General features: G+C 67.6%; 12 protein-coding genes and 2 pseudogenes. 10 read left to right on the top strand and 4 right to left on the bottom strand.

The features are described 5' to 3' along the window. Positions 1 to 14 precede the first annotated feature (14 nt). Positions 15 to 1,088, bottom strand: a complete 1,074-nt coding sequence (locus ABD366_RS29445; RefSeq protein WP_324773644.1) for a hypothetical protein — start codon at positions 1,086 to 1,088, stop codon at positions 15 to 17. Positions 1,089 to 1,242: 154 nt separating this feature from the next. Here ABD366_RS29445 and ABD366_RS29440 point away from each other — a divergent pair, with 154 nt between their 5' ends. After that, positions 1,243 to 2,655: a hypothetical protein gene (locus ABD366_RS29440; RefSeq protein ID WP_324773642.1), complete on the top strand. Its 1,413-nt coding sequence runs from the start codon at positions 1,243 to 1,245 to the stop codon at positions 2,653 to 2,655. A gap of 340 nt (positions 2,656 to 2,995) precedes the next feature. Further along, a complete protein-coding gene (locus tag ABD366_RS29435) occupies positions 2,996 to 3,793 on the top strand; it encodes an 8-oxoguanine DNA glycosylase OGG fold protein (RefSeq protein ID WP_098894640.1) in 798 nt (265 codons plus the stop codon). Between the two features lie 64 nt (positions 3,794 to 3,857). Here the strand turns inward: ABD366_RS29435 and ABD366_RS29430 are convergent, their stop codons facing one another. Further along, positions 3,858 to 4,697 carry an IS5 family transposase gene (locus ABD366_RS29430; protein WP_324773640.1) on the bottom strand — a complete coding sequence of 280 codons (840 nt, stop codon included), beginning with the start codon at positions 4,695 to 4,697 and terminating at the stop codon, positions 3,858 to 3,860. Between the two features lie 628 nt (positions 4,698 to 5,325). Between ABD366_RS29430 and ABD366_RS29425 the strand changes: the two genes are divergently transcribed. The 7 genes and pseudogenes from ABD366_RS29425 to ABD366_RS29395 all read left to right on the top strand — a co-directional run bounded on the left by ABD366_RS29425 (position 5,326) and on the right by ABD366_RS29395 (position 14,312). Next, positions 5,326 to 5,640: a trypco2 family protein gene (locus tag ABD366_RS29425; protein WP_324773638.1), complete on the top strand. Its 315-nt coding sequence runs from the start codon at positions 5,326 to 5,328 to the stop codon at positions 5,638 to 5,640. 1 nt (position 5,641) lies between these two features. Next, the gene (locus ABD366_RS29420; protein WP_324773636.1) at positions 5,642 to 7,804 is read left to right on the top strand and encodes a VMAP-C domain-containing protein; all 2,163 of its coding nucleotides are present in this window, start codon (positions 5,642 to 5,644) and stop codon (positions 7,802 to 7,804) included. Further along, positions 7,801 to 8,808, top strand: coding sequence for an AAA family ATPase (locus ABD366_RS29415; RefSeq protein ID WP_324773634.1), 1,008 nt, complete (start codon positions 7,801 to 7,803; stop codon positions 8,806 to 8,808). The genes ABD366_RS29420 and ABD366_RS29415 overlap by 4 nt, the downstream gene beginning before the upstream one ends. Beyond that, positions 8,795 to 12,109 (top strand): SAV_2336 N-terminal domain-related protein, encoded by a 3,315-nt coding sequence (locus ABD366_RS29410; RefSeq protein WP_324773632.1) that lies wholly within the window; start codon positions 8,795 to 8,797, stop codon positions 12,107 to 12,109. Before ABD366_RS29415 ends, ABD366_RS29410 begins: the two co-directional genes overlap by 14 nt. A gap of 106 nt (positions 12,110 to 12,215) precedes the next feature. Continuing rightward, positions 12,216 to 12,836 (top strand): annotated as a pseudogene (locus ABD366_RS29405) (transposase); the annotation flags it as partial. Positions 12,837 to 13,047: 211 nt separating this feature from the next. Beyond that, positions 13,048 to 13,872 (top strand): annotated as a pseudogene (locus ABD366_RS29400) (IS5 family transposase); the annotation flags it as partial. Positions 13,873 to 13,913: 41 nt separating this feature from the next. Next, on the top strand, positions 13,914 to 14,312 hold the full coding sequence (locus tag ABD366_RS29395) for a hypothetical protein (protein WP_324773628.1): 399 nt from the start codon (positions 13,914 to 13,916) through the stop codon (positions 14,310 to 14,312). 631 nt (positions 14,313 to 14,943) lie between these two features. On the opposite strand, the gene ABD366_RS29390 is transcribed toward ABD366_RS29395, so the two are convergent. Then, positions 14,944 to 16,473 carry a helix-turn-helix domain-containing protein gene (locus ABD366_RS29390; RefSeq protein ID WP_324773626.1) on the bottom strand — a complete coding sequence of 510 codons (1,530 nt, stop codon included), beginning with the start codon at positions 16,471 to 16,473 and terminating at the stop codon, positions 14,944 to 14,946. Between the two features lie 75 nt (positions 16,474 to 16,548). Further along, positions 16,549 to 16,749, bottom strand: a complete 201-nt coding sequence (locus tag ABD366_RS29385; protein WP_324773624.1) for a DUF4236 domain-containing protein — start codon at positions 16,747 to 16,749, stop codon at positions 16,549 to 16,551. A gap of 349 nt (positions 16,750 to 17,098) precedes the next feature. Here ABD366_RS29385 and acnA point away from each other — a divergent pair, with 349 nt between their 5' ends. After that, on the top strand, positions 17,099 to 19,813 hold the full coding sequence (gene acnA / locus ABD366_RS29380) for an aconitate hydratase AcnA (RefSeq protein ID WP_324773622.1): 2,715 nt from the start codon (positions 17,099 to 17,101) through the stop codon (positions 19,811 to 19,813). The last annotated feature ends 83 nt before the right edge of the window (positions 19,814 to 19,896 follow it).

The following is a 19,896-nucleotide window of genomic DNA, read 5'->3' as shown; positions in this document are numbered from 1 at the left end:
CGGGCCGGAATTGCCTACGGGGCCCCGGCCCGGGACAAGGAACTCGCCTCATAGCGCAGCTGGTAGGCGCGTACGCCGGTGCCGTTCATGCGATAGAGCGTGATCGCCGACAGGAACTGCTTTTTGACCTCCGCGGTGCGGTAGCGCTCCTTCTCTCCGATGCCGCTGATCCACTCCTCGATGTGCTCTGGGAGCTTGAAGGCGAGTTCATAGGCGCCGACCGCGTCTGCGGGCGAGAGCGTCCATTCCGCCGCGGCTCCCACACCCCGTCGTCTGATCCGCACCGTATGGTCGGGCTTCGCCTCGGCGTACTCCAGGAACCCTCGGTGATCATCGGCGGCGAGCGGCAGGATGAATGGCGCGGCAGGGAAACCGAGGAGCAGCTCCGCGTCGCTGTGCTGCCGGAGCACCGTGGCGAAGTCCTCAATCACGGTGCCGCTGGCCTGCTTGAACTTCCCCTCGGGGATGGAAACCGGTGGCAGCTCCAGCGAGGATGTCCCCAGCGCCTTCCGCAGCTCGGAGCGCATCCAATTCAGCGGGAACGGGGCCGACTTCGGCAGATGCTGCTGCGCCGTGCACAGACTCGTCGCCGTAGCCCCGATGTGGCCAAGCAGCCAGGCGAAGGAGGCACCCGACAGATCCACGAGAGAGATCTGGTGGGCGAGCGCGTACTTCTGGGCGTCGGCGGTGAACCCACTCGCGGAGAACAACGCGTACGAGTACTTGTACCGCTGCCGGGGCCGCGTCCCGGAGCCCGTCATGAAGTTCTCGTTCACGTCGTGCACAACACCGTGGGCGTTCCGGACGACCTCCAACTCGCAGCGTGTCTGGTAGTACTTGGCTTCCAGAAACAGCCGCACCGGCATGGAGAACGCCGGGGTGAAGGCGAACTCTCCGAGAACGTCGACCTGGTGGAGCGCGCCCCGCCCTCGGACCCGTAGAGTCTGGCCCTCCGTCACCAACTCGACCGGATCCTGATCTTCGTGGACGAGAAGCCGGTAGCCGCTGAAGCGCAGCAGCCAGGCCAGCGACTCTTCGAGTAAGTAGCCACGCAACGACGAGTCCTTGAGCATTGTTGCCGCCCCCATCTACGAACTGGTCACACAGCCGACGGCGATCATCTCACCGACCAATGCACTGACGAAGCAACTGCTCCTCAACGATCAACTTAGGGCCCTGTGATCCACTCGGTCGCTCTCGCACCGCCGCAGCCCTACCCAGCAAATCGATACGCTTGAGTGTGTGGACTCTGATGAACTGCAGCCCTTCGCGGCTGAGTTGATGGCTTGGTTCGCCGACGTACGCGCGCCCGGGTCGGCTGGATCGTACGTGGGGGATTGGCGGCCGCTGAGTGCTCTTGCCAGCTGGTCACGGGTCACCGCCAGTGTCGTTGCGCTTGCGCCTGAGGAACGGCGTCCCGATCTCTATTCCAAGGATCATCGTCTGCGTAACGAGATGCTGTTGGGGCTGAGTGGGTTGGGGCTCATCGCCGATGCCGTCGCGCGCGGCCAGGACGTCGATTTGGACCGGGCGGTGGCGGAGTTCGGTAGGTTCTGTCGTGCCTCGCTGCCTTCTTCGGAGGACTGGCTGCTTCTCGACGGGGAGATCTCAGCTGGCACGCGGATTGAGATCGGCGAGTATGTGCTGGAAGCGCTTTCGGATGAGGAGACGAAGCAGCTGCTGCCGCCCATGTACGCCGTGATGCCGTCAGCTCCGGCCAGCTGGCAGAACGTGTCCGTCCTCAAGGGCGCTCCGTTCCTCCGGCGGGTGGTCCCGGATCGGCCCCTGCTCAGCGGTCACCGGTTTCCACTTCTGGAGATGCCGTCATGTCCCGAACTCCACCACTGGCGTCCGCTACTGCCCATGCTGCTGTGGAGCGATGATGTCATCAGAATGAATGCCTGGTTCATCGTCGAGCCGGGACGGTGCGCGGATCTATACGCCGGCTCTGTGCCGGTGGTCCCGGACATCTATGCCACCGGCGACGGCCAGGAGATCGAGTACGAACGGCGAGAGACGGGGCTGTGGCGGCTGACGGGTCGGGGCATTTCCCGGCTCGGCGCTTTCTGCGCGGCCGTCGACGGCTTGATCGGCGCGGTGCTCGAGGGCGCCAACGAGAAGAACAAGAAGGCCAAGACTCGGGCACGGCGCCTGCAGCGCGCCGCCGAGCACCTCCTGCGGGCCGCCCACCGCACCTACGGCAATGATTTCGTGTGGGAGGAGGACGCAGACGAGGTCACGCTGCACTACGTGGTCGCCATGGAGGCGCTTCTGGCGGACGAAGGGCAAACCGATCTCAGCCGCAAGGTGAAGCAGCGGGCCGCGGCTTTGTGGATGACCGATGCGCTGCGCCTTGAGGTCGCCGAGGTGGTTGGCAGGGCGTACGCGCGCCGCTCCAAGTACGCCCACGGAGACGACACGCGTGACATCGATGCGAAGGAGCTGGAGATGCTGCGCCGCGTCGCGCACGGCGTCATGCTGCGTTGGCTGGTCACCACAGTGCCGACCGGGCTGGATCTGACGCTGGAGTTGGACAAGACCTTGCTGTCAGACACCGCCCGCGCTGCCGTGGTGATGGAGCCGTTGCGCGCGTTCTTCGACGCGGCTTCTCCTGCCCTGCTGCCCTCGGACGCACAGCGGCTTCGAGCCACGTAGGGGCAGTCAGTGTGCCCCTACGGTTACGGCCTCGCGGCAGTCTGCTTGGCCTGCTTGCCGGCGCGGACCAGTGCGATGGCACGTGCCCGGAACTCTTGAGGATAGGGGCGAGGCATGACTGCCAGCCTTCCGCGAAGGGCTTTCAGGTAGCCACCAGAACTGGAACCCGAGACATGGGGCAGGTCAAACCTGTCACCCAACCTTGCAGCAGGCCCGACCCTGGTGACCGCAGTAGCGGGAAGCGGTGCAAAGCCAGCAGTCGAGGGTCGGCGTGGCGCCTCAGTCACCGCTACACGCCACTATGACGCGTCACATGAGGAGATGGGGGGCGACGATAGTCATGAGGTACGGCCAGAGGCAGGCGGACAAGCTCGATGAGACGATGCTCGAACTGCTGCTGCCGATAAGCGCGGTGGAGTCACTGGGGCAGTGGCTAGCCGACCCGGAGCGCGGCCAGCGGTACGCGAACGGAAGTGGCCCTCACACCATCCCGTACGCGCCATCCACCTGGATGGCCGTAACACCCTGGCCCACCGCCTTCGCCGACCGGGCGGCGGCCGATTCGGCCTCGGTGAGCCGAGCCGAAGTCGTGGCCGCGGTCCGGGCCGCGGAGCAGTCCGAGAGCTGGGCAGAGGCGTTCGTGGCCACGCAGGTGTGGGGCTACGGTGTTACGGGCTACGGCCCGTACCGCACTCGTCAGGTGCTCGCCCAGCCCAGCGCTGAGGCCGTCCTCACCGAGGCGGTGTCCCTGCTCGTCGACGAGGGCGCGGTCGCAGCCTACGAGGTGCTACACACTCTCGATGGCCTCGGGCCGGCGTTCCTCACCAAATTCCTTTACTTCGCGGGCCAGGCGCTGCCAGACGTGAAGGGCCCACGTCCCCTGATCCTCGACAGCGTGCTCGCCGGGATCCTGCGCAGGCACGCCACGAAGGTTGGACGTGCGGTTGGCTATGAGTGGTCCGAGGCGATCGCCAAGTGGATCTGGCGCGACAGCGGCTGGAGCTCCCACCGTTACGACGTCTACCTCCGGTGGATGTACGCCGCCAACGAGCGACTCGCGGCCGCGTCGATCGACTGGCCCGCAGCCCCAGACGTGCTCGAGCTGGCCCTCTTCAGCGCCGTTTGGGACCTGGAATAACCGTATCGCCGGTGTTCACCTTCTGACTGAGCGTTTGGCCCTGGAGTATGCGTTTGGTCCCGGGTTAGGTTCCGCGCCAGTTGGGGGTGGCTTCGTGGGTGAGGCGGCGGGCCATGAGGTCGATCATCGCGAGGTGGATCATTGCCTCGGAGCGGTGCGGGTGGCGCTCGTAGTCGCGGGCGAGGCGGCGGTGGTGCATGAGCCAGCCAATGCTGCGCTCGATGGTCCACCGCCGCGGGATGATGGTGAACCCGTGGGCGCCGGGCGGGCGTTGGACGGGATGGACGTCGATGCCCAGGCGGGCGCCGTGGTCGATGGCCGTGGTGCGGTAGCCGGCGTCCACCCAGGCCTTGCGGATGCGGGGATGGGCGGCGGCGATGCGGGACAGCAGGGTGACGCCGGCCGCGGTGTCGGACACGCTGGCGGCGGTGACCAGCACGGTCAGCAGCAGGCCCACGGTGTCGCAGCCCAGGTGCCGCTTGCGCCCGATGATCCGCTTGCCCGCGTCGGTGCCCTGGCCGGCCCGCGGCACGTTCGCCGAGGTCTTGATCGTCTGAGAGTCGAGCACGCAGGCCGACGGCTCGGCGTCGCGGCCCTCCCGCTCGCGGACCAGGCGCCGGAGCACCCCGGTGAGCTGCTCGCAGACGCCGTCGGTCTGCCAGCGGGCGAAGTAGCCGTAGACGGTGTTCCAGTTCGGGAAGTCGTGGGGCAGGTAGCGCCAGGCGATGCCGGTGCGGTCCACGTACAGGATCGCGTTCATGATCTGGCGCAGGTCGTGCTCGGGCCGGCGCCCGATGTCGAGGGCATGCCGGCGCCGCTCGTTCCGCCAGGCGGTGAGCACGGGTTCGATCAGTTCCCAGCGCTGGTCGGACAGGTCGCTGGGGTACCTGTCGCGCGGTGCCATGTTGCAGAAATACCGCGGTATGACGCCCAGGGCCAGCGGCCAAACGGCCGCTGAGGGTGGCGAGTTGGGAGGAGACGGGAGATGCCGGAACGAAACAGTCCCCTGCCGTCGCAATGCGGGCTCTCGACCCGACCGCCTCACCTGCCCCAACGGAGCCGGACTTCAAAAACGCCACATCCAGCAACGAGACAGGGCAAAACACTCAGTACGTCTCGGGACACATCCGGCCCTCCCGGGCCGCCCATCCAGCTCCGCGCGCTGTGCAGCTCCAGTTCGGCCTCGATCTCGACCGGGAGGTTCCAGGGAAGCATGGCTTCTTGTCTTCAGCGGCTTCCAAGGAGTGGCCGTCCGGGTCTCCGGGGTGCCCTGGCTACTGATTTCGGCCGACGGCATGCTGTACGGAGCGAGGAGGGCGGCGACTACGGGATCAGTGGCTCTTCGGTCGGCAGCACCTCGCACCACCCACCCACGACCTGGTCGTTGGACTTCCTCTCGCGTGGTGGCATGCGGTGGTCGCCTCCTTTCGTGACCGATTGTTCATGACCGAGGTTCGAGATGTCTCATGAGCGCTGTAACGTACCGGCGAACCTAGTGTTTTGTGATTGTCCTGAACCGGGGGCGGGCGGAGATGTCGACGATTGGTCTGGCCACGGCCATCGAAGAGCTGCGGCAGGAGCTGTACGAGGCGCAGCGGCTTGGTGTCAACCAGCAGTTCGCCTTCGGCGTCGAAGAGGCGGAGCTGGAGCTGCGGCTTGAACTGCGCAAGTCCGTTAAGGGAGACGGCAAGCTCTCCTTCGGTGTGGTTGCCGTCGGCGCGGGCGGTGAGCATTCCACCGTCAGTACCCACAAACTGACGCTGAGACTGTCGGTCAAGGACCGGGCCATCGGTGGCGCGCGCCCCGAGGTCGGCGACGACGAGTTCGGGGCGCTGGACGAGGACTGACGTGGATCCGCACAGACTGGCGCAGATCCGAAGCGGGGGTGGCGGCGAGGGACGCCTCACCGTCGGCTCCGGCTATCTGATCGCCCCACGGTTGGTGTTGACCGCCCGTCACGTGTTGGTTGACCAGGCCACCGAAAAGTTCTGGCCGAAGATCACCGTACGCGTCGGGCACGACCGCTACGGCGAGACGACAAGGGCGACCGCAGAGCTGCTCTGGGAGCACCCGGACGGCCTTGACGTCGCGCTGCTGTCCGTTGACCGGGAGATCGACCTTCCTGGCGCCGTTCGCTGGGGCCGCCCTACGGGCATACGGCCGCTGAAGTACGAGGGGCTCGGCTTCCCATGGGCCTCCAAGGCGGAGGGCCGGGAGCCGGAGCACCTGCGAGGTGACCTGTCGGTCCTCTCCGGCGGCAAGGACCGCTACGTCCTGGACCAAGGCCCGGCGCCGGTTCCCCGTACCGGCGGCGGGAACGCCTGGGGTGGGGCCTCGGGGGCTGCGATCTTCTGCTGTGGCTATCTGGTTGGGGTAGTGACCGAGGAAGACGCGGCCTACGGAGCCCGCCGACTGCTTGCCCTACCAGTGTCTTCCTTCGCCGAGGACGGCGGCTTTGTATCCCATCTCGAGAAGCACACCGGCGGGCGTCCCGGACTGAGCGCGATCGGCGCGTCCCTCCCCAAGGCGGGGCTTGCCTCGGAACGTACGTTCGCCGAGCGCGAATTGGAGAAGCTACTCACGCCGTTGTTCCCGGACCCGGATGTGCGCACCGGGCACGCGCGAGCCTTGGTGCACGAACTGGGTTACGACGCCAACGGCTACGAGCCGGCCATCGCCGACCTCGTGGCGCTTGTCATGGAGCATCGCCGCGCGCTCGCGTCGCTCGGTGAAGTCGTCGCCCGGACCGCGGAGGGCACGGTGCGCGGAGCTCTCACCCATCTCTTCTCACGTGCCAGGGCACTCGAATGCGGGTCGCTGCTCTCGGTGAACGAGTACGAGGACCTGCTCTGCCTGCTGCGTCGCGTCTGCGATGAGTATCCGACCCTCCTGCCCCAGGCTGCCCGTGAAGCGTTGCCGTACGTCGTGCTGCCCGAGCCTCTTACTCGACTGCGGCTCGATGAGGATCGCCTTGCCAACGCAATCGAGTGTCTGGAGGACCTACCCGACGGCGAGAGCGTCCCCGACCACACTCCACCGGTGCCAGCGCTTCTGCGGCTCGTCGAGTATGTGGCGGCGTCCGCTGGCGACGAGCTGGCTGACGGCCTGCGCGCGTGGTCGGGGACGGTCGCCGACCGGCTCGGTGTCCATCCCGGGGCCTTGAGTGAGCGGCGTGCGGACGCCGCCCGGTGGGCGAAGCGCCCCGCCTCGCCGGTGTCGCGGGTGGTGATGGAGCTGGAACACGATGATGCCGTGGGGGACGACCGGTACCGGTGTCGAATCCTGCTCGTCCGCGACGACGGCTCATACCGGGTACTCAAGGAGGCAGAGTCGGGGTCCAAGACCCCGCAGGAGGTGGCGAGCAGCCTGAGCGAGGCGATCTTCGCCGTCCGCCAGGAACCCGGGCAGCGAGACCATGTGCCGTGGGTGACCGTCGTGGTCGACCCCGAGGGGCTCCACCTGGCCGTCGACGAATGGGTGCCGGCAGTGCCCAACGACATCCTTCCGGCTTGGCCGATTGGAGCCGAGTACCGCGTCTCTCTGAGCTGCCCCGAGCTGAGCGACCTGATACCGGAACGCCAAGGTGATCAGGAACGCCGGTGGAAGATCGGACGAGGGACGACGCTGGTCATCAGCCAGACGTGCGAGAGCAGGGATCAGCTCGTGGACCTGCTGAAGACCGAGCATCGCGACACCGCGCGAGTGGTCCTCCACAGTCCCGCCGACGAGCGGAAGCGCTGGCTGCTGGCCACTCTCGCCTTGGGTGTCCCCGTCGTTCTCTGGGACCGCGATCCCGTCGGCCATAACGACGCCGGGGGACTGGAGAGCTTGGCTCCCTCCAGCGACCTGGAGGGGCTCACCGAGCGGGTCCGGTGCTTTCGGAGCCGCTCGGCGGCCTGCTCGACGGATCGGCGTCCACGGCCCTCCCTTGTGTGGGAGCCAGAAGGTCGTCACCCGAGGATCGAGTCGCTACAACTGACGGACCCCCGGAGAGGAACGCAAACGTCATGACCACCTCCCATCCCCTGTCCGGTGCATCTCCGCAGCGTCCGTCCTCCGATGGCGGAAGCGAAGTCTGGCGGCTCTTCCGCGGTGACGGCGAACGCCGTGAGACCCCGTTCCCTGCCGCTCCGCCGTGGCGTCGCTTCGGGCTGGAGTCCGTGACCGATGCCAGCGTTTCCTACGCACGGCCCTACCTAATCGGCCCCGACGAGGCCGACGTCGTGAATGCGGCGCTCCACCTGCGCCGACCTCTCCTGGTGACCGGGCAACCTGGCACGGGCAAGTCCTCGCTGGCTCACGCCGTTGCCCACGAACTCACGCTCGGCCGCGTCCTGCAGTGGCCGGTCAACAGCCGCTCCACCCTGCAGGACGCTCTCTACCAGTACGACGCGGTCGGCCGGCTACGCGAGGCCACCTTGCTGCGTGACGCGGAAGGCACGGAACCGGACATCGGCCAGTACATCCGGCTTGGCGCCCTGGGCAACGCCCTCCTGCCCCGAGAACGCCCTAGAGTGCTGCTCATCGACGAGCTGGACAAGGGCGACATCGACCTACCCAACGACCTGCTGACCGTCTTTGAGGAGGGTGAGTTCGCCATTCCTGAACTCACCCGGCTACCCGACGACCACACGCCTGTGCATGTCCAGACCGACGACCCGGACGAATTTGCCCCAGTTACACGCGGCCGCGTCCGGTGCAGTGAGTTCCCGGTCGTGATCATCACCAGCAATGGCGAACGTGACTTCCCACCCGCCTTTCTGCGGCGCTGCGTCCGCCTCGATCTTCCCGAGCCCGATGAGCGTCGCCTGCGTGAGATCATCGCCGCCCACCTCGGTCCCGACGCTCTGAACCACACGGACGACCTGCTCCGCGAGTTCCTGGGGCGCCGCGCTGCGGGTGAACTCGCCACAGACCAGCTACTTAACGCTGTCTTCCTCCGGAAGGGCGGGGTGAACCTTGACGCGGGCTCCCTTCTCGAGGCCGTCCTGCACCGCCTCGGTGAAGCTGTGTGACGCCGTGATCTCGCGCGTGACGAAGGTCCTGGCCGAGAGTGGGGCAGAGATCTCCTATGAGGAACTCCTCGACGTTCTATGGCTCGCCAGAAGGCTGCCCCGAGGGGTTGCACCCGTGGCACGTGCCGTTGGCGAACCTGCGACGCTCTCGGAGCAGCATGGCGCCCTCCACCACAACGGATCGGCGACACCCGTGCCGGAGGCTGCGGGGCACGACACGCCGACTGCCGAGCCGACGACTGCGGAGTCAACAGACCCAGCGTCCGCGAACCCCGTCCAAGCCACAGCGCGGCCCCGTGCCCATGACGACCCGGAGGTGTCCGCAGGGGCGATCCCGTCCCGGGCGGTCGCTGTCCGTGCTCCGGAAAGCCGCCTCATTGGGGCCAGGCAGCTCCGACTTGGTAAGTCCCTCCGGCCGCTGCGGCAGCGCTTCCCCGACCGGCGTCGCTATGAACTCGATATTGCGCGAACCGTCGCGGCCATGGCCGACACAGGCGTGCCCGAGCCTGTCACCCGCCAGGCGCGCACCCGCTGGCTGTCCCTGGCTCTTGTGGTCGATGACGGCATCTCCATGGTTCTCTGGCAACGCCTTGCCGCCGACATCCGAGCGCTGATGGAACGCGCCGGGGCGTTCCGCGATGTACGTGTGTACGGACTCGACACGCGCGGCGCCATCCCGTCCTTGCGGGCCAGCCCGTATCGCCACCGCAGCCGTCTTCTTTCGCCAAAGACTCTGTGTGACCCGAGCGGGAACACCCTCGTCCTCATTGTCAGTGACGGCGTGGGCGCAGCCTGGCGGAACGGCGGGATGAGGCAGGTGACGGGACGTTGGGGAAGGTGCGGGCCCACGGCGATCGTCCACGCGCTGCCAACCCGGCTCTGGGCGGGCACTGGGATCGGCGCACGGCGCTGGCAGGTCACCACCCGACGGCGTGGCGGCCCGACCTGCGCCTGGCATGTCACTGATCCGGACCTGCCGCCGGACCTCGTCCGCTTCGACTCCGTACCCGTCCCCGTCCTCACGCCGACCCCCGAGGCCGTTGCCGACTGGGCGCTACTCATCGCCTCGCCCGGGGGCACCGCTCTCCTCCCGCTGTGGGACGGCGGCCAGCAAAGCTGTGGTCGGCCCGCCGCCGACACTCGGGGAATTGACGCCGCCGAAGCGGTGCTCCGCTTCAGGGAGGCCGCGTCCGCCGAGGCGTACCGGCTGGCGGCCCACGTCGCAGCGGTCGCGCCTGTAACGCCTCCCGTGATGCGTCTGGTGCAGGCCGCCATCGGGCCTCCGACGGACCCCGGACATCTAATGGAGGTGTTTCTGGGCGGACTGATGCACGAGGCGGATGCTGCCGAGCCGGAACGGCTGCCGCACCACCGACGGTTCGACTTCGCGAGCGACGCCCGCCGAATTCTGCTCAGCGCCGTCTCCCCGAAGGAACTGCTGCGTACCACCGATGCCATCACGCGCCACATCGAAGCAGCCGTCGGCCGTGCCCCGGTCTTCCCGGCCTGGGTCGGCCACCCGGAGGGCTTCTCCGTGATCGACGACATCGGACGCCCCTTCGGTTGGCTGCGGGAGCAGCTGCTGACGCGTCTCGGTATCCCGTCCGCAGATTCCATCCCGATGACATCCGTACCGGACCGCACTGTGGTGCCCAGACCAGTGACTGAAGGCTCCCTGAGGTATGGGGCGGCCCGGATCGGGGACTCTGAACCGAGTAGGCAGGGTGCGCCGCCGTACGACGACGGGTCTGGCAAGAGGCTGCGGGCGGGGGTGACCGATCTGGTTGAGAACCTCGCCACGGACGCGCCGCCGGAGGTTCGCGCACGCGCCGCGGCTCAGACCAACACGCTGGTCGCCAAGCTCTGGAACTACTGCAACGTCCTGCGGGACAACGGCCTGTCCACCATCGAGTACGTCGAACAACTGTCCTACTTACTATTCTTGAAGATGGTCGATGAGCTTGCCGAGGAGGCTTGGGAGGACGACGACATTGCCCAGGTCGTCCCCGAGGGCTACGACTGGAAGTCCCTGGCTAGCAAGCGTGGGGTGGAGTTGGAGAAGCACTACCGCGCCATCCTCGACGAGCTGGGCCGCCGCCCCGGCACCACTATCGGCACGATCTTCGCCGAGGCGCAGAACCGCATCACCAAGCCCGCGCTCTTGGAGAAGCTCGTTGTCGACCTGATCGGCCGCGAACAGTGGACCATCAAGGGGGCGGACCTCAAGGGCGACGCGTACGAAGGGCTTCTCAACAAGGGCGCCTCCGACACCAAGACAGGTGCTGGCCAATACTTCACCCCTCGCGCCCTCATCGACGCGATCGTCGAGGTCTCGAGGCCGACACCGGACGACATCATCGCCGACCCGGCCTGCGGCACTGGCGGCTTCCTCATCGCCGCCCACACGTACCTGCGTAAGCACCACATGCAGGGCCTGCCCGGGGAGAAGCGCGAAGCCCTCCAGCGAGGCGACCACATCCGCGGCAACGAGCTCGTCACGGGCACTGCCCGACTCGCGGCGATGAACATGCTGCTGCATGGCATCGGCGCCAGCGACGGCCCCAGCCTCGTCTCGGTCGGAGACGCCCTGGCCGAGAAGCCATCCGGCAAGCGCGCGACGCTCGTCCTCGCGAACCCGCCCTTCGGCCGCAAGTCCGCCATCAGCATCATTGGTCAGGACGGACAGGTCGAAAAGGAAGACGTCGAGTACGACCGCGACGACCTCACCGCCACCACGACGAACAAGCAGCTCAACTTCCTGCAGCACATCATGTCGCTCACCTCGATCGACGGCCGCGCGGCTGTCGTCCTCCCGGACAACGTGTTGTTCGAGGGCGGTGCCGGCGAAAAGATCCGTAGGCGGCTGCTGAACGAGTTCAACCTGCACACCATCCTGCGGTTGCCCACGGGCATCTTCTACGCCGGCGGCGTCAAGGCCAACGTCCTCTTCTTCGAGAAGAAGGCGCCCCGTGCCGACGGCAAGCCCCACACCGAGCGCACCTGGGTGTACGACTTCCGCACCGGCCAGCACTTCACCCTCAAGCAGCGTCCCCTTACCCGCGCTCACCTCCAGGACTTCGTCGACGCCTACAAGGCCGATGACAGCGAGAGCCGCGTCCCCTCCGAGACCCCGGAGGGTCCGTGGCGGGTCTTCGAGTATGACGACCTGATTAAGCGCGACAAGGTCAACTTCGACATCACCTGGATGAAGGACCCGGCCCTCGAGGACGAGGGACAACGACCTACCGCCCGAGGTCATCGCGCAGGAGATCGTCCAGGACCTCCTGGCCGCTCCCGATGAGTTCAAGGCGATCGCCGAGGCTTTCTGGGCGGCGAGGTCACCGACGACGAGTGAATTGTGGCCCCGGCTGGTTGGAGAGCCGTACGACGACATCGAACACCACGGCACCGGCACCTTCGGAGCGGGCCTATCCCGCTACCTGCTGGCCCAGCACGTCCAGGTGTACGAAGTGAACCGGTCCGACCGCACGGCCCGCCGGCTGCTCGGTAAGTCGAACCCGCTCGATGCGCAGGCCGCCGCGCGGGCCGTGCTCAGCGGCCGCGCCCGGGCCCGGGCCAAAACCGGCGACGGTCCGATGCACAGCGCCCGCATGTTCAAGCTCGCCAAGGACTCCGCGGTCAAGGCCCGCACTCAGGCAATCAACCAGCTCAAGGCCGTCCTGGTCATAGCCGACCCCGCCCTGTGGGAAGGACTGTCCAGCCCGGGCAAACGAAAGTTGTTCCGCACCTGCGCGCGCTTCGGCCTGCACGACGGCGGGGGCGACGAGGGCGCGGTGGTCCAGGCCACCTGCATCACCCTGAGCCTGCTGGCCCAGCACCGATGGAGCTCGCGTCGGCTCAACCATGGCGGCGACCGGCAGGCCAACGCCGCCCTGTACCGCATCGTGTTCACCCGCCTGCGGCACGACCCACGCACCCAGGCGTACTACGAACGCCACACCCAGGAGGGCAAGACCCGGCGTGAGATCATCCGATGCCTCAAACGATATGGGTGCAGCTCTTCCTGAGTGAGGTCGCGGTCAGGCCGTGAGCGCGTATTGGTGCTGGTCAGCTGGGTAGAGGCGCTCATGCTCGGCGGCGAGGTGGTGCTTCCAGTAGGCGTCGAGATCCCCGTTGGCGGCGACGGTGCGGAGCTTTAGTGGGTGTTCTGCGAGTCGTCGTGGCGGGTTGTCCGGTTTGGTGGGTTGCGGTCGGCCGGTCCTGCGGTGTGCTGGAGACGTGGCCGAGCGGCAGCCGTATCCGAGTGATCTGTCGGACGAGGCGTGGGAGCTGATCCGGCCGGTCATCACGTCCTGGAAGGGACAGCACCGCTCGGTCAGCGGCCATGAGGGCCGGTACGAGATGCGGGAGATCGTCAACGCGATCCTGTACCAGGCCCGGGTGGGCTGCCAGTGGCGCTACCTGCCGCACGACTTCCCGCCGTACACCGCGGTGTACTACTACTTCGGCAAGTGGCGCGACGACGGTACCGACCAGGTGATTCATGACCTGCTGCGCTGGCAGGTCCGCGAGGGCCGGGGGCGGAGCGAGGACCCGTCGGCGATCGTGATGGACACCCAGACCGTGCACGTCTCGGTCAACGCGCCGAAGGAGACGACGGGGCTGGATCCGGGCAAGAAGAGCCGGGGCCGCAAGCGGGGCATCGCTACCGACGTCCTGGGCCTGCTGATCGCGGTGATCGTGGTGGCCGCGAGCGTGCACGACAACGCCGTCGGCATCGCGCTGCTGGACCGGGTCGCCGCGGACAACCCGTCGGTGACCAAGGGCTGGGTGGATGCCGGGTTCAAGAACGCGGTCATCGACCACGGTGCCGCCCTGTGCATCGACATCGAGGTCGTCCAGCGCGATCCCGGCAGCAAGGGGTTCACGCCCGCGCCGAAGCGGTGGATCGCCGAGCAGACCTTCGGCACGCTGATGCTGCATCGCCGCCTGGCCCGCGACTACGAGACGCTGCCGGCCAGCTCGGCCTCGATGATTCTCTGGTCGATGACCGACGTCATGACCCGGCGGCTGACCGGTGCCACCACGCCGACCTGGCGCGGCCCTCCGTCGGCCGGCACCCGGGCCCCCGGATGCCCCGCCTCATGCGTGACCTGCTGGCCAGGATCGACGCACGCACGGCGGCCGCGCGTGAGGAGGCTGACCGCCTGCGCGAGCAGATCACCCAGCTCACCGAGCGGTTGTCCGCGGCCGAACGACAGCTGGAGCGGCTCGACATCACGCGACAGACCGTGCTGGAACTCGCCGCGGACAGTGATCCCGGCCCTCCGGAACCGCTGCCCTCCGCCTACCGGCAGATCCTTGCCGTGTTCGAGGACACCGAGCAGGGCCTGCGGGCCAGGGAGGTCTGCGAGGCCCTGGGAACCGGGACCGAGAACCACCACGTCGAGAACACCCGGGCCAAGCTCAAACGCCTCGTCGGCCGCGGCATCCTCACCAAACCCGAACCCGGCCTGTTCACCATGCCCCGACCGGCAAAGTGAACCCGCGCAAAGACTCGCAGAACACCCACTGAGGCCCGCTTGGTTCAGGTGCTTGCCCATGGCCGCAGCCAAGTCCCGAGGCCTCGAATGTCAGCAGACGATGACCGTCCACCTTGGAGATGGTCCCGCCAGGTGGTGTAGGGGATCAATCGCCGGAACCCGCAGATCGGGGCCGTGGCTATGTCGGGGTAGGCGTCCGGCCCGCCTCAGCAGGACGCCTGGCGGGCTGCCGCGCGGGGACGGCTGCACCGACGTCCGGCCGAGCCGCACGGATCGCCGCGACCAACGGGTCCAGGTGCGGATTGAACATGGGCCGATACTTCGTGGGCGGCGACTGCATCAACACGAACCGCACTTGCCGGTCACCGACGGGGACGTGGGACGCCGCCGTCACCGCCGCTCCTCGGACGTTGCTAGGCCACTTCGACGACAACTCTCCGTAAAGGCTGACGGGTACTCAGACATATCTGACGCACCGTCAACCATTCAAGATCATCTTGCACGTGCGTTGCACAAGGCGCTGAAAAACAACAGTGATCAATGGAGGGTTGTGAAGGTGAGTACTCGCAGGTCAGCTGGCATGTTGAGGTGTCGTGCCCCTTGCCTCCAAGGGGCACGACATTGCGCCGGATCAGATGTCCCGGAACGTCTCGATCTGCGCGCCCACGGAGTTGAGCCGCTCCGCCAGATCCTCGTAACCGCGGTTGATGACGTACACGTTGCGCAGCACCGAGGTGCCCTCGGCCGCCATCATCGCGAGGAGCACGACCACGGCGGGGCGCAGCGCGGGCGGGCACATCATCTCGGCGGCCCGCCAGCGGGTCGGCCCCTCGACGAGCACCCGGTGCGGGTCGAGGAGCTGGAGGCGGCCGCCGAGCCGGTTGAGGTCGGTGAGGTAGATCGCGCGGTTGTCGTAGACCCAGTCGTGGATCAGGGTCTTGCCCTGGGCGGCCGCCGCGATCGCCGCGAAGAACGGCACGTTGTCGATGTTCAGGCCCGGGAACGGCATCGGGTGGATCTTGTCGATCGGCGCCTCCAGCTTGGAGGGGCGGACCGTGAGGTCGACCAGGCGCGTGCGCCCGTTGTCGGCGGTGTACTCGGCCGTGCGGTCGTGGTCGAGCCCCATCTCCTCCAGGACGGCCAGCTCGATCTCCAGGAACTCGATCGGGACGCGGCGCACGGTCAGCTCGGACTCGGTGACCACGGCGGCGGCGAGCAGGCTCATCGCCTCGACCGGGTCCTCGGACGGCGAGTAGTCCACGTCGACGTCGATGTGCGGCACGCCGTGCACGGTCAGGGTCGTCGTGCCGATGCCCTCGACGCTGACGCCCAGGGCCTCCAGGAAGAAGCACAGGTCCTGGACCATGTAGTTGGACGAGGCGTTGCGGATCACCGTCGTGCCGTCGTGGCGGGCGGCGGCGAGCAGCGCGTTCTCCGTCACCGTGTCGCCGCGCTCGGTCAGCACGATCGGGCGGTCGGGGGAGACGTCCGGCTGCACCTCGGCGTGGTAGAGCCCCTCGGTGGCCGTGATGTCCAGGCCGAACCGGCGCAGCGCGATCATGTGCGGTTCGATCGTGCGGGTGCCGAGGTCGCAGCCGCCGGCGTACGGCAGCTGGAAGCGGTCCATGCGGTGCAGCAGCGGGCCGAGGAACATGATGATCGAGCGGGTGCGGCGGGCCGCGTCCGCGTCGATGGCGCCCATGTCGAGACGGGCGGGCGGCACGATCTCCAGGTCCACCCCGTCGTTGATCCAGCGGGTGCGGACGCCGATGGAGCCGAGCACTTCGAGGAGCCGGTAGACCTCCTCGATCCGCGCGACGCGCCGCAGCACGGTCCGCCCCCGGTTCAGGAGGGACGCGCACAGCAGCGCGACACACGCGTTCTTGCTCGTCTTCACGTCGATGGAACCGGACAGGCGACGCCCGCCGACCACCCGCAGGTGCATCGGACCGGCGTAACCCAGAGAGACGATCTCGCTGTCCAACGCTTCGCCGATTCGCGCGATCATCTCAAGGCTGATGTTTTGATTACCGCGTTCGATGCGGTTCACAGCGCTCTGGCTGGTGCCGAGCGCCTCGGCGAGCTGCGTCTGCGTCCAGCCCCGGTGCTGGCGGGCGTCGCGGATGAGCTTACCGATACGTACGAGGTAGTCGTCTGCCATGGCCGCAGGCTATCTCAAATATGAGATGACGCATCTCGGCCCGTCCGAGCGGGCGACAAGACGCGCCACTGCCCGTCAGTGGCGCTTGGCCGTACGGGTCCGGCGCCAGCCGAAGGGGCCCGGCAGGTCCATCGAGGTCGTGCGGCGGCCGGTGCTGCTGTGCGTGCGCCGCGGCCCGTGCGAGCCGCCGCCGGTCGTGACCGACCACGACTTGCGGTTGATGTTGAGGCGGACTCCCGGCAGGATCCGGAAGCTCTTGCGGAACGTGAGCGGCATGAGAACGGGCTCCTTTCCGTGTGGTCCGTCCCGCATACCCCCGCTTGCCGCGATCAGTCGGCCGGTGGGCGCGAACGGCAGCGCTGGTGCTTCGCCCGCGCGCGTACGACGATGAAGGAGCCGGTCACGGGTACGCGACGGGCCTCGGACGGCACCGCTTGATGGCACGCCCGGGTGATGTATTAGAGTTATCTCGACATCGAGATATCTGCCGAGGCGCACCGCGGCCCCACGGCACCGTCGACGATGACGGTAAGGGTTACCTAACTTAGCCTTACCTCAGCGAATCGGCAACGTGGCATGGCGGCAGGATTGCGGTGGAACGCGCACATATATGAAGGAGACTGTCGTGTCGGCGAACAGCTTCGACGCCCGCAGCACGCTGCGCGTGGGCGACGAGTCGTACGAGATCTTCAGGCTGGACAAGGTCGAGGGCTCTGCTCGCCTTCCCTACAGCCTCAAGGTTCTGCTGGAGAACCTGCTCCGCACCGAGGACGGCGCGAACATCACCGCCGACCACATCCGCGCCGTCGGCGGCTGGGACTCCCAGGCCCAGCCCTCGCAGGAGATCCAGTTCACGCCGGCCCGCGTGATCATGCAGGACTTCACCGGCGTGCCCTGCGTCGTCGACCTCGCCACCATGCGTGAGGCCGTCAAGGAGCTCGGCGGCGACGCCGACAAGGTCAACCCGCTCTCCCCGGCCGAGCTGGTCATCGACCACTCCGTCATCGCCGACAAGTTCGGCACCAAGGACGCCTTCGGCCAGAACGTCGAGCTGGAGTACGGCCGCAACAAGGAGCGCTACCAGTTCCTGCGCTGGGGCCAGACCGCCTTCGACGACTTCAAGGTCGTCCCCCCGGGCACCGGCATCGTCCACCAGGTCAACATCGAGCACCTCGCTCGTACGGTCATGGTCCGTAACGGCCAGGCCTACCCCGACACGCTGGTCGGCACCGACTCGCACACCACGATGGTCAACGGCCTGGGCGTGCTCGGCTGGGGCGTCGGCGGCATCGAGGCCGAGGCCGCGATGCTCGGCCAGCCGGTCTCCATGCTCATCCCGCGCGTCGTCGGCTTCAAGCTGACCGGTGAGCTGAAGGCGGGCACGACCGCCACGGACCTGGTCCTCACGATCACCGAGATGCTGCGCAAGCACGGCGTCGTCGGCAAGTTCGTCGAGTTCTACGGCGAGGGTGTGGCGGCCACGAGCCTCGCCAACCGCGCCACCATCGGCAACATGTCGCCCGAGTTCGGCTCCACCGCCGCGATCTTCCCGATCGACGACGAGACCCTGAACTACCTGCGCCTGACCGGCCGTGACGCCCAGCAGGTCGCGCTCGTCGAGGCGTACGCCAAGGAGCAGGGCCTCTGGCTCGACCCGGCCGCCGAGCCCGACTTCTCCGAGAAGCTGGAGCTCGACCTCTCCACGGTCGTCCCCTCGATCGCCGGCCCGAAGCGCCCGCAGGACCGCATCGTCCTCGCGAACGCCGCCGAGCAGTTCAAGGTCGACGTGCGCAACTACGTCGACTCGGTCGACGAGGCGGGCAAGGAGTCCTTCCCGGCCTCCGACGCCCCGGCCACCACGGACGGCGTCCCGTCGAACCCGGTCCTCGTGACCGCCCCCGACGGCTCGACGTACGAGCTGGACCACGGCGCCGTCACCGTCGCCGCGATCACCTCCTGCACCAACACGTCGAACCCGTACGTGATGGTCGCCGCCGCGCTCGTCGCGAAGAAGGCCGTCGAGAAGGGCCTGACCCGCAAGCCGTGGGTCAAGACCACCCTCGCCCCGGGCTCCAAGGTCGTCACCGACTACTTCGACAAGGCGGGGCTCACCCCCTACCTCGACAAGGTCGGCTTCAACCTCGTCGGCTACGGCTGCACCACCTGCATCGGCAACTCGGGCCCGCTGCCCGACGAGGTCTCCAAGGCCGTCAACGACCACGACCTCGCCGTCACCTCGGTCCTCTCCGGCAACCGGAACTTCGAGGGCCGCATCAACCCCGACGTCAAGATGAACTACCTGGCGTCCCCGCCGCTGGTCGTCGCGTACGCCCTGGCCGGTTCGATGAAGATCGACATCACCACCGAGGCCCTCGGCGCCGACCAGGACGGCAACCCGGTCTACCTCAAGGACGTCTGGCCCACCGAGGCCGAGGTCAACGACGTCGTGGCGAACGCCATCGGCGAGGACATGTTCAACAAGTCCTACTCCGACGTCTTCGCGGGCGACGCCCAGTGGCAGGCGCTGCCGATTCCGACCGGCAACACCTTCGAGTGGGACAGCGAGTCCACCTACGTCCGCAAGCCCCCGTACTTCGAGGGCATGACGATGGAGACCACCCCGGTCTCCGACATCACGGGCGCCCGCGTCCTCGCCAAGCTGGGCGACTCGGTCACCACCGACCACATCTCCCCGGCCGGTGCGATCAAGGCCGACACCCCGGCCGGCAAGTACCTCACCGAGCACGGTGTGGAGCGTCGCGACTTCAACAGCTACGGCTCGCGCCGTGGCAACCACGAGGTCATGATCCGCGGCACGTTCGCCAACATCCGCCTGCGCAACCAGCTCGCGCCGGGCACCGAGGGCGGCTACACCCGCGACTTCACGCAGGCCGACGGCCCCGTGTCGTTCATCTACGACGCCTCGCGCAACTACATCGAGCAGGGCACCCCGCTCGTCATCCTGGGCGGCAAGGAGTACGGCTCCGGTTCGTCCCGCGACTGGGCCGCCAAGGGCACCGCGCTCCTCGGCGTCAAGGCCGTCATCACCGAGTCGTACGAGCGCATCCACCGCTCGAACCTCATCGGCATGGGCGTCCTGCCGCTCCAGTTCCCGGAGGGCCAGAACGCCTCCTCCCTCGGCCTGACCGGCGAGGAGACCTTCTCCTTCACCGGCGTCGAGGAGCTGAACAACGGCACGACCCCGCGCACGGTCAAGGTCACGACCGACACCGGCGTGGAGTTCGACGCGGTCGTCCGCATCGACACCCCCGGCGAGGCGGACTACTACCGCAACGGCGGCATCATGCAGTACGTGCTGCGCAGCCTGATCCGCAAGTAAGCGATCCGGCACGGCAGTTGGGGCCGCACTCCGCTCGGCGGGGTGCGGCCCCCGCGCGTTCCCGCACGCCGAGGCCCTATGGT

This window comes from Streptomyces kunmingensis, assembly GCF_039533535.1.
GTDB lineage: Bacteria > Actinomycetota > Actinomycetes > Streptomycetales > Streptomycetaceae > Streptomyces > Streptomyces kunmingensis.
The sequence above is the reverse complement of the archived record's forward strand: the minus strand, read 5'-3'. Positions and strand labels throughout refer to the sequence as shown.

What these genes read in the sequence shown, in the direction of transcription:
- ABD366_RS29435 (WP_098894640.1), top strand. Translation starts at nt 2,996, where the DNA reads ATGAGGTACGGCCAGAGGCAGGCGGACAAGCTCGATGAGACGATGCTC.
- ABD366_RS29395 (WP_324773628.1), top strand. Translation starts at nt 13,914, where the DNA reads ATGCGTGACCTGCTGGCCAGGATCGACGCACGCACGGCGGCCGCGCGT.
- ABD366_RS29385 (WP_324773624.1), bottom strand. Translation starts at nt 16,749, where the DNA reads ATGCCGCTCACGTTCCGCAAGAGCTTCCGGATCCTGCCGGGAGTCCGC.
- ABD366_RS29445 (WP_324773644.1), bottom strand. Translation starts at nt 1,088, where the DNA reads ATGGGGGCGGCAACAATGCTCAAGGACTCGTCGTTGCGTGGCTACTTA.
- ABD366_RS29425 (WP_324773638.1), top strand. Translation starts at nt 5,326, where the DNA reads ATGTCGACGATTGGTCTGGCCACGGCCATCGAAGAGCTGCGGCAGGAG.
- ABD366_RS29415 (WP_324773634.1), top strand. Translation starts at nt 7,801, where the DNA reads ATGACCACCTCCCATCCCCTGTCCGGTGCATCTCCGCAGCGTCCGTCC.
- ABD366_RS29430 (WP_324773640.1), bottom strand. Translation starts at nt 4,697, where the DNA reads ATGGCACCGCGCGACAGGTACCCCAGCGACCTGTCCGACCAGCGCTGG.
- ABD366_RS29390 (WP_324773626.1), bottom strand. Translation starts at nt 16,473, where the DNA reads ATGGCAGACGACTACCTCGTACGTATCGGTAAGCTCATCCGCGACGCC.